The sequence below is a fragment of the Mesorhizobium sp. M1A.F.Ca.ET.072.01.1.1 genome, assembly GCF_004023325.1.
Classification (GTDB): Bacteria; Pseudomonadota; Alphaproteobacteria; order Rhizobiales; family Rhizobiaceae; genus Mesorhizobium.
In genome coordinates this window covers 17,510-30,108 of sequence record NZ_RZSF01000045.1, presented here as the reverse complement: position 1 = coordinate 30,108, position 12,599 = coordinate 17,510, and the positions used below count along the sequence as shown (strand labels likewise).

Here is a 12,599-nt window from a genome sequence, read left to right as displayed (position 1 = left end):
AGCCCATCCGGCCCGCCGCGTTCTGGAAGGCGGCGATGACGTCCGGATTCTGGCCCATGCCGAGATAGTCGTTGGAGCACCAGACGGTGATTTCCTGGGCGCGACCGTTGGAGCGCCAGATGGCGCGCGGGAACTTGCCCACGATGCGCTCGAGGTCGGCGAAAACGCGGTAGCGCCGCTCGGCATGGAGCTGGTCGATCGCGTCTTCGAAGAACCGCTGGTAGTTCATGTCGGCTTCCCAATTTTGCGCCGGATCATAGTCACGGGCCTATGTTACGTCCACCGCGCCGCACCGGTCAAAATGCCACGCCCCGCGCCTGTTCCTAACGTTGCCGGATCATGGCCTATTCCCGGGGATGTGAACCAGCTTTGTTTCGGTACGATGCCTCGGGCAGGCGGAACTGTTACAGACTTAACACTAAAATGGGAGGCTAATGGGCTTACGGCGGGGTTTCCAGCACGGCGGCTGTTGAGACAGTTTCCGATAAATCTTGATCAGCGAGGTAAGCGATGACGGTTTTGGTGACGGGCGGTGCCGGCTATATCGGCAGCCACATGGTCTGGGAGCTTTTGGACGCCGGCGAAAGTGTCGTCGTGCTCGACAGGCTTTCCACCGGCTTCGAATGGGCGGTGGCGCCCGAGGCGAAGCTCGTCGTCGGCGACGTCGCCGATCGCGATCTGGTCGGCCGGATCATCCGGGAAAACAAGGTCGACGCCATCATCCATTTCGCCGGCTCGATCGTGGTGCCGGAATCGGTCGCCGATCCGCTCGGCTATTACGAGAACAACACCTGCAAGACGCGCGCGCTGATCGAAACCGCCGTGCGCGAGGGCGTGCCGCACTTCATCTTCTCGTCCACCGCAGCCGTCTATGGCGGCGCCGGGCTGGAGCCGGTGCGCGAGGACGCCCGGCTGGCGCCGGAATCCCCTTACGGCCTCTCCAAGCTGATGAGCGAGTGGATGCTGCGCGATGCCGCGATTGCGCACGACATCCGCTATACGGCGCTGCGCTATTTCAATGTCGCCGGCGCCGATCCCAAGGGCCGCACCGGACAGTCGACGCCCGGCGCCACGCATCTGATCAAGGTCGCCTGCGAGACGGCGCTCGGCAAGCGGCCATTCATGCAGGTCTTCGGCAAGGACTATCCGACACCGGACGGCACCTGCATCCGCGACTACATCCATGTGAGCGATCTGGCGGCGGCGCACCGGTTGGCACTGCAGCGGCTGCGCGATGGCGGGGAGAGCCTCGTCGCCAATTGCGGCTACAGCCATGGCTATTCGGTGCTGGAAGTGATCGACAGCGTGCGCCGCGCCTTCGGCCATGATTTCGACGTTCGCATGGGTGCGCGACGGCCGGGCGACGCCGCCGCCGTGGTCGCCAATTCCGACCTTGCCCGCAAGGAGTTCGGCTGGACCCCGCAGCGCGACGATCTCGACCAGATCGTCAAGGATGCGCTGGCCTGGGAACGCATCCTGACGACCAAGAACTCCGTTCGAAACTGAGCAGTTCAGGAAAGTGTGTAGCGGTTGGATTCGGCGACTTCGCCGTAGCCGTCGTCCGGAATTGCGTAAATGAGACTGACCTGTTGGGCCAAGGGCTCGTCCGGCGAGTTTAGACGCGGTATTGAGGCTCATGCGGTGGTGTGCCGAAGGCGCACTTTTTGAATGAGCCTTGAGGGACGGCATGAAGGTCTTGGTGCTCGGCGCCGGCGTGGTTGGCACGGCGGCCGCCTACTATCTGGCTAAAGACGGTCATGAGGTGACGGTGATCGAGCGCCATGAGGCAGCGGCGCGCGGCACCAGCCAGTCGAACGCCGGCCTGGTCTCGCCGGGCGACGCCACCGCCTGGGCCTCGCCGGCGGCGCTCAAGACCTTTCTGCGCGCGCTCTGGAACCATGACCTCGGCATCAAGGTCCGGCTGCGCCTCGATCCGTATTTCTATGCCTGGAGCCTGCGCTTCCTGCGCGAGTGCACCGTAGCGCGCCTGCGCGCCAACACCGACGTCAAGCTGAAGCTCGCGCTCTATTCGCGCGACTGCATCAATGCGCTCTCGGAGGCGACCGGCATCCATTACGACGAACGCAAGAAAGGCATCCTCTACTTCTTCCGCTCGCAGCAAAGCTTCGACACCGGCACCGACAATTACCGCTACCTCGGCGAGCGCGGCCTGCCGATCGAGATCGTCGGCCGCGACCGCTTGGCCGAGCTGGAGCCGGGCCTTGCCGGCGTGAAGGACAAGATCGCCGGCGGCATCTATTCGCCGATCGACCAGACCGGCGATTCCAAGCAATTCGTCGACAAGCTCGCCGCCTATGCGGCCGAGAAGCTCGGCGTCAGGTTCCTGTTCGGCACGACAATCGAGGGCCTCGACATCGAGGGCGACCGGGTGCGAGCCGTGATGACCTCGGCCGGACCGGTTGCGGGCGACGCCGTCGTCATCTCGATGGGAGCCGAAAGCGGCCTGTTCGGCCGCCGCTACGGCATCGACCTGCCCGTCTACCCGGTGAAGGGCTACACCGTGACCGTCCCGCTCGAGGACGAGAGCAAGGGCCCGACCATGGGCGGCGCCGACGAGGACCGGCTGATCGGCTATTCGAGGCTGGGCAACCGGCTGCGGATGTCCTCGACGGCGGAATTCATAGGCTTCGATCGCAGCTTCAAGCCGCGTGATTTCAGAACCATCCTGGAAACCGGCAAGGACCTGTTCCCGGGCGCCTTCGACGAGAAGAAGGCGCTGCTTTGGGCAGGCCTGAGGCCGATGATGCCGAGTTCCGTGCCCATCTTCGGTCAGGCGAAATACCGCAACCTCTATCTCGACACCGGCCACGGCCATCTCGGCTGGACCATGGCTTGCGGCTCGGGAAAATTCCTGTCCGACCTCGTCGCCGGCCGCAAGCCCGAGATCGATCCGCAAGGGTTGCTTTACGCGACAGCGGGCTGAGACGTTCGGTGCGCAAGTTGCCACTGGCGTATGTCGGCGCTGGTCGGCGCGACCTGTCAGTTGTGGCAAAATACCACGGCGCGGATCACGTCCCGACGACCCGCTGCCACGCTCGCGCGTAATCGTGCCAAGCCGGATCTGCGGGTGGCTCGGTCCGCTCGCCTTTGCTCATGACGGTAGCGCGGTCTGACGCCAGCAGTGCCGCGCCGATGCTCGTCCCTGTCGACGTCTCCGACGCAATGACAGCCCGTCCCGTTGCTGCTGCCAGCATGCGGATGAAAAGTGGGTTCCGCGCAAAGGGCCCTTCGACCGTCGTCCGCCCGTCGCCGCCAATCAACTCCAGGCAGGTCGCGGTCATCAGCGCCAGATAGAACGAGATTGCGGTGAAGCGCTGGCCGGGGGGCAAGCCCTCGGCGTTGACCCATTGCGCGGCGCGGTGAGGGAATGGCCCGGAGCCTTGTTGGGTTGACGGCAGAAGCGATGCTTTTCGTGCCAGCACGGCGGCAACATCGGCCTCGGTCCAGTCCTGCCGCTGGCCTTCGGTCAGCAGCGAAAACTCGCGTCCACCCATGAAGCGCGCCGACGGCACGGGATCGCCGAGCGCATTGACATTGACCAGCGTGTCGCGCGCCGCATCGAGCTCGACCTTATTGCCGCCGACCGCCATCGACACCACCCATGTGCCGGTCGAGACGACGGAGAAAGGCGGCCGATCGGACAACAGATGCGGCAGCAGCGAAGCGTTGGAGTCGTGCAGGCCGCAGAAGACGGGAGTCGCAGGGTCGAGCCCTGTCAGTCGGGCAATAGCCGGCAGGATCGATCCGAGCCTGTCCTTCGCCTGGCGCACGGGTGCCATCAGCGGACGCCAGCCCATCCTGTCGACCAGCGAGGAATAGTCGGACGTCCAGGGGTTCCACAGATCGGTGTGGCAGCCCAGCGATGTCACTTCGTTGGCGGCCACGCCGGTCAGCCGCAGCGCCCAATATTGCGGATACATCAGGATCGCGGCGGACTTGGCGAATTCCACTGGAAAGCGCTTTTGCTGCCAGAAGAATTGCGCGCCGAGATTAAGGCCGATGGGCAACCGCGGCGTGCCTGTTTCGGCGAAGGGAGCGCGTACGGCGTCGTAGTCGGCCGCAAGCTGGTCGGGGCCGTCGAACTCATAGTCGAGCACCGGCAGCACCAGTTCGCCGGCGGCGTCGACCAGCGCCCCGGTCGCGCCATGCGTGGTGATCGAGATCGCATCGATCCGCCGCTCGCGGTTGATATCGGCGAGGCTGTTCAGGATGAACGTCCACAGCGCCTGGACATCGTGATGCGGGTAGGGCGCCTGCCAAACGGGCGCGTTCGCGGTGCGGCGCAGCGCGATCTCGCTCGGCATCGTGAGCTCGACCAGCGCCACCTTGGCGTTGGTCTTGCCGATATCGATGACGGCGACGTGGCGGATCATGCCATATGGAACATGGTTTCCAGCGGCACCGCCACCGGCTCATTGTCGGGTTTGGTTTCCATGAGGTCGGCCATATGCGCCCACCAGCGCTGCATAACAGGATGTTTCGGCAGGTCGGCCATGCCGTGATCGTCACGTCGCCACAGCACGCCGAAGAGGATGCTGGTCTCCTCGTCGAGATGGATCGAATAGTCGGAGACGCCGGCCTCTCTCAGCAGCTCCGCCAGTTCGGGCCAGATCTCGTCATGGCGGCGCTTGTACTCGCCCTTCATGCCGGGATTGAGCTTCATCTTGAAGGCGTATTTCTCCATCAGGCGAAACGTCCTTCGCGCAGCCGCCGCCAGACGATCGGCAGCGCAATGACGATGATCAGCAGCAGGCCGATGAAGATCGACATGACGATGCCGGGCACGTTGAGCAGGCCGAGGCCGAAGGTCACCAGCCCCATGATGAAGGCGGCAAGCACCACGCCGAGGATGCTGCCGGCGCCGCCGAGGATCGACACACCTCCCAGCACCACCATGGTGATGGCCTCCAGCTCATAGCCCTGCGCGATCGACGGCCTTGTCGAGCCGAGCCGCGACGTGATCAGCACCGAGGCGATGCCAGACATCAGCCCGGTGAGGCAGAAAAGGATGAACTTGATGCGGTCGACGCGCACACCGGAGAACTGGCAGGCGACCGGATTGTTGCCAATGGCAAAGACGCGCCGGCCGAAGCTCGTGCGATGCAGCACGAACCAGTAGACCAGCGCCGCGAGAAGGAACAACGCCAGCTCGAACGAGAAGACCCACCAGACATAACCCTGGCCGAAGAAGGCGAAACTTTCCGGATATCCCTTATAGGCCTGGTCGCCGAGGATGATGAAGGCGATGCCGCGAAACAGGCTCATCGTGCCGATGGTGACGACGATGGAGGGCAGGCCGAGTCTGGTGACGAGCAATCCGTTGAAAGCGCCGCAGCCGAGCCCGACGGCGATGCCGATCGCGACCAGCACCGGCGTGCCGGCGCCAGCCTGCACCGCCATGCCCATCATCGTCGAAGCGAGCGCGACGATCGCAGCAACCGACAGGTCGATCTCGCCCGAGATGATCAGCAGCGCCATGGCGAGCGCGATCAGGCCCTTTTCGGTGAAGTTGAAGGTCAGATCCGAGAGTGACCAGGGGTCGAGGAAATAGGGCGAGGCGAAGCTGTTCACTGCGAAGATGAGGATCGCGATGACGACGAGCAGCGCCTCCCAGGAAAAAATCGCCGAAGAAAGCGGCTTGTCGAGCCGGTCGGGGATATGACGCGGGGCAGGGGTGTCGGTCATGCCGCTTCCGCCTTTCTGAGGATGATGCGGCCCTGCCGGCGCTCGCCGCGCGCGTTGAGCACCACGGCCAGGATGATGGCGCTGCCCGAGATCGCCATCTGCCAGAAGGGCGAGATGTTGATGACCGGTAGCGCGTTGGAGATGATGCCGAGGAAGAGCGCGCCGAGCACCGCGCCGCCGACCGAGCCGATGCCGCCGGCGATCGAAATGCCGCCGATGACGCAGGCGGCGATGATGTTGAGCTCATAGCCGTTGGCGACCTCGACCGAGGCGATCACGTAACGCGAGATCCATAAGTACCCGGCAAGCCCGCCGATCATGCCGGAAATGCAGAAGACGATGAACTTGGTGCGACCGACATCGATGCCGGCATAGACCGAGGCGGTCGGGTTGACGCCGATGGCATAGATCGAGCGGCCGATCTGCGTGCGCGTCATCGCCAGAAAGAACAGCGCAATGACGAGAAGCGCGATCCACGACAGAACCGGCAGGCCGAGGAAGGCGGCGCGCTGGAAGTTGATGAAGTCGGGGCTCATCTGGTCGGCATTGACCCAGGCGCCGCCGGAGACGACGAAGGTGGCGCCGCGATAGATGGTGAGCGTGCCGAGCGTGACCACGATGGACGGGATATTCAGCCGCCACACCAGGATGCCGTTGATGGCGCCGAGCAGGAGGCCGACAAGCAGTGCGATGACGATCAGCACCGGGATCGGGATCGCCGGATGGGCGGCGTTGAGCATGGCCACGACCATGCCGGTAAAGCAGAGGTTGGACGCCATCGACAGATCGATCGAGCGCGTCAGGATCACCACCATCTGGCCGAGCGCCAGGATCATCAGGATCGAGGTGTCATTGAACACCTGGCGCAGATTGGCCGGATCGGCAAAACCGGGGAAGCGGGTCGAGATCAGCCCGATCAGCAGGACGATGCCGGCGAGCAGCCAGATCTCGCGGTATTTGAGAAAATTCTTCATGCCGCGATCCCCGCTGCGGTCCTGACCAGCGTCTCGGCGTCGAGGCCTTTGTTGTCGTAGGTGGCCGCGATACGGCCTTCACGCATGACGACGACCCGGTCGGACATGCCGAGGATTTCCGGCAGGTCCGAGGAGACCATGATCACCGATAGCCCCTGTGCCACGAGCTCGGCCATGAAGCCGTGCACGGCGGCTTTGGAGCCGATGTCGATGCCTTTGGTCGGCTCGTCGAGGATGATGACCTTCGGCGTGGTCGCCAGCCATTTGGCGATGACCACTTTCTGCTGGTTGCCGCCGGAAAGCGTGCCGACATCCTGGCTGAGCGACGAGGCGCGCAGATCCAGCCGCTCGGTGTAGGAGCGGGCCAGTGAGAATTCTTCCGCCAGCTTGAGCACGCCGGATTTCGAGGTGCGCGCAAGCGAAGGCAGCGACACGTTCTGAAAGATCGGCAGGCCGATGACGACACCCTGCTTGCCGCGCTCTTCCGGCACATAGACGATGCCGGCCTCGATCGAATCCGCCGCCGATTTCGGCGCGATTGAGTTGCCGTCCAGCGAAATCGTGCCGCGGCTGGTGCGCGTAATGCCGGCGATCGCCTGCATCACCTCGCTGCGGCCGGCACCGACCAGGCCATAGAAGCCGAGGATTTCGCCCTTGCGCAATTCGAAGCCGATATCGTCGAACTCGGTCGGGTGCGACAGGCCGGAGACCGACAGCACCGGCGCGCCGATCTTCGGCTCGCGCTGCGGAAAGATGTGGTCGACGTTGCGGCCGACCATCATACGCACAATCTCGTTCTGGCCGGTGTCCTTGAGCAGGCCTTCGCCGACCATCTCGCCGTCGCGGAAGACGGTGTAGCGGTCGGCAATGCGGTAGATCTCGTCGAACTTGTGGCTGATGAAGAGCACCGCCTTGCCTTCGCTCTTCAGGAATTCGATCAAAAGGAAAAGCTCCTCGATCTCCTTCATCGAAAGTGCGGCGGTCGGCTCGTCCATGATGACGATGCGCGCGTCGATGGACATGGCGCGCGCCACCGCCACCAGATGCTTGTTGGCGATGCCAAGGTCCTTCAGCCGCGTGTCGGCGTCGATGTGCCCGGCGCGCATCGTCTCCAGCACCTCGCGCGCATTTTTGCGCATGGTGCGCCAGTCGATGGTGCCGAAGCGGGTGCGCGGCGCATGGCCTAGGAAGATGTTTTCGGCGACAGAAAGGTCGTCGAACAGCACCGTCTCCTGATGGATGGCGGTGATGCCGTGGGCGAACGCGGCATGGGCGCTGGGCAGCGCCGTGGCCTGGCCGTCGATGCTGATTTCGCCGGCGTCGGGCTGGTAGATGCCGGTCATGATCTTGACCAGCGTCGACTTGCCGGCGCCGTTCTCGCCGATCAGCGCCGTCACCTGTCCGGGATAGAGCGACAGGCTGACATTGTGCAGCGCCCGAACGCCCGGAAAACTCTTGGAGATGCCTGAGAGCGTCAGGCGCGGGGCCAATTTGCCCTCGCCCTCGCGGGGAGGGTCGCGAACAACGTGAGCGGGATGGGGGTTGTCTAGCATATCAAGTTAAGGTCCTGGTGCATGGAAGTGTCGTCACCTCCGCCCCGTCTCGCCAGTTTTGCTTCGCGACACCGCCTCGCCGACCCTCCCCACAAGGGGGAGGGTGCAAGCTCCTCAGATCAATAGATCTTTGAGAACTTCTCGATGTTGGTCTTGTCGAACTGGAAGGGCGGAGCCATCGCAGCCGAGTTGGTATCGTCGAGCGTCACCTTGCCGACGCGGCCGATCGACAGCGTGGCGCCGGGCTTGGCCTCTTCTTTCTTCACCGCCAGGTCATGCGCGAGATAGATCGCCGAGTAGCCGAGGTCGATCGGGTTCCACAGCGCGACCGCCTGGCTGGCGCCGTTGTCGATGAACTTCTTGAACTCCGACGGCAGCGCGAGGCCGGTGACGTTGACCTTGCCGATCAGGTTCTCGTCGGTGACGACCTGCGCGGCGGCAACGACGCCGACGGTGGTCGGCGCGATGATCGCCTTGAGGTTCGGATAGGACTTCAACAGGCCCTTGGCTTCGTCGGTGCTCTTGGCGGAGTCGTCATCGCCATAGACGGTGGCGACCAGCTTGATCTTCGGGAACTTCTCCGGCAGCACCTTCTTGGCCGCTTCGATCCAGGCATTCTGGTTGGTCGCGGTCGAGGATGCCGAGAGGATGGCGACATCGCCGCCTTCCGGCAGGTAGTCGGCGGCGAGCTTGATGATGGTCTCGCCGATCAAATTGGTGTCGGACGGGTTGAGGTGGAGCTGGCGGCCTTCCTTGGCGACGCCGGAGTCCCACGAGATCACGGTGATGCCGCGATCCATCGCCTTCTTCAGCACCGGCACCAGCGCATCGGCGTCATTGGCCGAGACGGCGATGGCAATGACCTTCTGCGCGATCAGCGAGTTGATCACCTCGATCTGTGCCTCCGCCGTCGCCTTGGTCGGACCGGTATAGATCACGTCGACGTCGCCCAGTTCCTTGGCCGCTTCCTCGGCGCCCTTGTTGGCGGCGTCGAAGAAGCCGTTGCCGAGCGACTTCACGACCAGCGCGATCTTGACGTTCTCGGCATAGGCGCCATTCACGAACATGGCGACGGAAAAGGCCGCCGTGACCAGCAGTTTCTTCAAAAAGCTCATCGAATATCCTCCCTTGAGCGTTGCATTCCATCGCCGCTGCGGGCGCGAGTTGTCCTCAGGCCTGCAGTGAAGATTCCTCCTTGTCGCTTGACTGTTTGCGGGCGACGATCAGCGCCACGCCCGCGGTTTCCAGCATCTTGGCTTCGCGGTCGTCGATACCGTCGTCTGTGATCACGGTCGTGATGCGCGACAGCCCGCACAGGATCAGGCTGGAGCGCATGCGGAATTTCGAGGAATCGACCAGCACCACCAGCTCGTCGGCCTGGTCGATCAGTTTTTGCTCCGCCTGGATCAGCAGCGGGTCGCCTTCCATCAGGCCGAGCGGTCCCAACCCTTGAGCGCCCATGAACATGCGCCGCGCATAGAAATTGCGCGTCACGTCATTGTCGAAGGGCGACAGGATGATGTTCTGCTCGCGATAGATCGTGCCGCCCGACAGCATCACCGTGTTCTTCGAGTGCTTGAGCAGATGCTCGGCGATCGGGAACGAGTTGGTGAAGATCGGCATGCGGCGGCCGGTCAGGAAATGCACCATCTGGAAGGTCGTGGTGCCGCCATTGATGATGATCGGCTCGCCGTCCTTGCAAAGGTTCACCGCTTCCCGCGCGATCGCCCGCTTCTGCGCGGCGTTCAGCGTTTCGTTGACCGAGAAGGGCCGGCCGGCAAGGCCGATGACTTGCGGCGGTGAGATCGCCTCGGCGCCGCCGCGCACCCGGCGCAGGCGCTTTTGCACATGCAGCGCCGCGATATCGCGCCGAATCGTCGCCTCGGAGGAGTCCGTCAGGTCGACCATTTCCTGCACCGTCACCACAGGCTTTTCCTGGACGGCGGACAGAATGATCCTGTGTCGCTCTTTTTCGTGCATGGTTCCTCCCTGCCTGGCTATCAGGCACCAGAAAACGCGCAGTGTCAATCATTTCCGATCACATATTTTCATTGTGCAGTGCAATATGATCGATCTTGATCGTTTATGATTGACAAGAGGTCCTGTTGCGTAGACATTCCAACCAAATTGGACTGCGCATTTTAGCGTCCCAAGGGAGGATACCTATGCTCGACAAGCGCTCTGGCTCGCGCCTCGCCAATCTGTGGGACGACGCAAAGGCTGAAGGGATGAGCGGTCCCGAGCTTCTGGTCTATCGCTCGAACACGCTGGGTTCAGACAAGCGCGTCACCAATTATGGCGGCGGCAACACCTCGTCCAAGGTCTGGCAGAAAGACCCGCTGACCGGTGAGGACGTCGAGGTGCTGTGGGTCAAGGGCTCGGGCGGCGACAGCGCTTCGATCAAGCTCGACGGGTTTGCGACCCTCTACATGGACAAGCTGCGCGCGCTGAAGAGCCTCTATCGCGGCGTCGACCACGAGGATGAGATGGTGGGCTATCTGCCCCACTGCACCTTCAACCTCAATCCGCGCGCGGCCTCCATCGACACGCCGCTGCATGCCTTCGTGCCGAAGGCTTGCGTCGACCACATGCATCCCGATGCCATTATCGCGATTGCCGCGGCCAAGGACTCCAGAGCAATCACGAAAGAGGTGTTTGGCGAGGCCATCGGCTGGCTGCCCTGGAAGCGGCCGGGCTTCGAGCTTGGGCTGTGGCTGGAGAAATTCTGCCGCGAGAACCCCGACGCCAAGGGGGTGGTTCTCGAAAGCCACGGCCTGTTCACCTGGGGCGACACGCCGAAGGAATGTTACGAAACGACGATTTCGGTGATCAATCAGGCGATCGACTGGTTCGAGCGCAAATCCCAGGGCAAGGCGATCTTCGGCGGCGGGGTGGTGAAGGCGCTCGAGGCGCCGGCACGGCGTGCCATTGCCGCGAAACTCATGCCCAGAATCCGCGGCCTGATCTCGGAAAAGAGCCATAAGCTCGGCCACTTCGACGACCAGCCAGCAGTGCTCGAATTCGTCAATTCGAAAGACCTGCGCCCGCTGGCGGCCCTGGGCACGTCCTGTCCGGACCATTTCCTGCGCACCAAGATCCGGCCATTGGTGATCGAGTTCGATCCGGCAAGGCCGGATGTCGATGCCGTCATCGCGCGCCTCGCCGACGACATTGAGGCCTATCGCGTCGGCTACCAGGCCTATTACGACAGCTGCAAACATAAGGACTCGCCCGCCATCCGCGATCCGAACGCGGTCGTCTATCTGATGCCGGGCGTCGGCATGTTCACCTTCGCCGGGGACAAGGCGACGGCGCGCATCTCCGGCGAATTCTACGTCAACGCCATCAACGTCATGCGCGGCGCCTCGACGGTCTCGTCCTATGTCGGCTTGCCGGCACAGGAGGCCTTCGACATCGAATACTGGCAGTTGGAAGAAGCCAAGCTCCAGCGCCTGCCGAAGCCGAAGGCGCTGGCGGGACAGATCGCCCTGGTCACCGGCGGTGCCGGCGGCATCGGCCGCGCCACCGCCAACCGCCTGCTGCGCGAAGGCGCCTGCGTCGTGCTGGCCGATATCGATGAGACCGCGCTTGCCGGCGCTCACGAAGAGCTGTCGAAGGGCTACGGCAAAGACTTCGTCCGTCCGGTGCGGATCGACGTGACCTCGGAAGATCAGGTCACGTCGGGCTTTGCCGAAACTTCGGTCGAGTTCGGCGGCATCGACATTCTGGTTTCCAATGCCGGCCTGGCCTCCTCGGCGCCGATCGAGGAAACGACGCTGGCGTTGTGGAACAAGAATATGGACATCCTGTCGACCGGCTATTTCCTCGTTTCGCGCGAGGCTTTCCGGCTGTTCCGCGCGCAGAAGATCGGCGGCAATGTCGTCTTCGTCGCCTCCAAGAACGGCCTTGCCGCTTCGCCCAACGCCGCCGCTTACTGCACGGCCAAGGCGGCCGAGATCCATCTCGCGCGCTGTCTCGCGCTTGAGGGTGCGGAGGCGCAGATCAGGGTCAACGTCGTCAATCCGGACGCCGTGCTGCGCGGCTCCAAGATCTGGACCGGCGAATGGAAGGAACAGCGCGCCGCCGCCTACAAGATGTCGACCGACGATCTCGAGGAGCATTACCGGTCGCGTTCGATGCTGAAACGCTCGGTATTTCCGGAAGATATCGCCGAAGCGATCTACTTCTTCGCTTCCGACATGTCGGCCAAGTCGACCGGCAACATCGTCAATGTCGACGCCGGCAACGCGCAGAGCTTTACGCGGTAAATTGTCAAAGCCAGCGCTGCCCTCACCCTTACCCTCTCCCCGTAAGAACGGGGAGAGGGGGCGCCAGCGCTGGAGCGCGTCCCTTCTCCCCGTGACTA

At 63.4% G+C, this 12,599-nt stretch carries 10 protein-coding genes and 1 pseudogene; 3 read left to right on the top strand and 8 right to left on the bottom strand.

What is annotated here, in order from left to right; genetic code table 11:
• Positions 1–229: pseudogene (locus EOA32_RS09585) on the bottom strand (5-aminolevulinate synthase); the annotation flags it as partial.
• A gap of 281 nt (positions 230–510) precedes the next feature.
• Between EOA32_RS09585 and galE the strand changes: the two are divergent.
• A complete protein-coding gene (gene galE, locus EOA32_RS09580) occupies positions 511–1,506 on the top strand; it encodes a UDP-glucose 4-epimerase GalE (protein ID WP_095777447.1) in 996 nt (331 codons plus the stop codon).
• A gap of 181 nt (positions 1,507–1,687) precedes the next feature.
• Entirely contained in the window at positions 1,688–2,944 is a 1,257-nt protein-coding gene (locus EOA32_RS09575; RefSeq protein WP_095777446.1) for a D-amino acid dehydrogenase, read from the top strand.
• Between the two features lie 85 nt (positions 2,945–3,029).
• On the opposite strand, the gene EOA32_RS09570 is transcribed toward EOA32_RS09575, so the two are convergent.
• The 7 genes from EOA32_RS09570 to EOA32_RS09540 form a co-directional block, all read right to left on the bottom strand.
• Entirely contained in the window at positions 3,030–4,394 is a 1,365-nt protein-coding gene (locus EOA32_RS09570) for an FGGY-family carbohydrate kinase (protein WP_128371588.1), read from the bottom strand.
• A complete protein-coding gene (gene rhaM, locus EOA32_RS09565) occupies positions 4,391–4,705 on the bottom strand; it encodes an L-rhamnose mutarotase (RefSeq protein ID WP_189407029.1) in 315 nt (104 codons plus the stop codon). Before rhaM ends, EOA32_RS09570 begins: the two co-directional genes overlap by 4 nt.
• On the bottom strand, positions 4,705–5,706 hold the full coding sequence (locus EOA32_RS09560; RefSeq protein ID WP_095829175.1) for an ABC transporter permease: 1,002 nt from the start codon (positions 5,704–5,706) through the stop codon (positions 4,705–4,707). Before EOA32_RS09560 ends, rhaM begins: the two co-directional genes overlap by 1 nt.
• Positions 5,703–6,680: an ABC transporter permease gene (locus EOA32_RS09555; protein ID WP_066996846.1), complete on the bottom strand. Its 978-nt coding sequence runs from the start codon at positions 6,678–6,680 to the stop codon at positions 5,703–5,705. The genes EOA32_RS09560 and EOA32_RS09555 overlap by 4 nt, the downstream gene beginning before the upstream one ends.
• A complete protein-coding gene (locus EOA32_RS09550) occupies positions 6,677–8,233 on the bottom strand; it encodes a sugar ABC transporter ATP-binding protein (protein ID WP_245499224.1) in 1,557 nt (518 codons plus the stop codon). The genes EOA32_RS09555 and EOA32_RS09550 overlap by 4 nt, the downstream gene beginning before the upstream one ends.
• A gap of 119 nt (positions 8,234–8,352) precedes the next feature.
• Positions 8,353–9,348 carry a rhamnose ABC transporter substrate-binding protein gene (rhaS, locus tag EOA32_RS09545; protein ID WP_128371585.1) on the bottom strand — a complete coding sequence of 332 codons (996 nt, stop codon included), beginning with the start codon at positions 9,346–9,348 and terminating at the stop codon, positions 8,353–8,355.
• A gap of 55 nt (positions 9,349–9,403) precedes the next feature.
• Positions 9,404–10,213, bottom strand: coding sequence for a DeoR/GlpR family DNA-binding transcription regulator (locus tag EOA32_RS09540; protein ID WP_095777439.1), 810 nt, complete (start codon positions 10,211–10,213; stop codon positions 9,404–9,406).
• Between the two features lie 185 nt (positions 10,214–10,398).
• On the opposite strand from EOA32_RS09540, the gene EOA32_RS09535 reads away from it, so the two are divergent.
• Positions 10,399–12,501: a bifunctional rhamnulose-1-phosphate aldolase/short-chain dehydrogenase gene (locus EOA32_RS09535; RefSeq protein ID WP_128371584.1), complete on the top strand. Its 2,103-nt coding sequence runs from the start codon at positions 10,399–10,401 to the stop codon at positions 12,499–12,501.
• Positions 12,502–12,599: the final 98 nt, after the last annotated feature.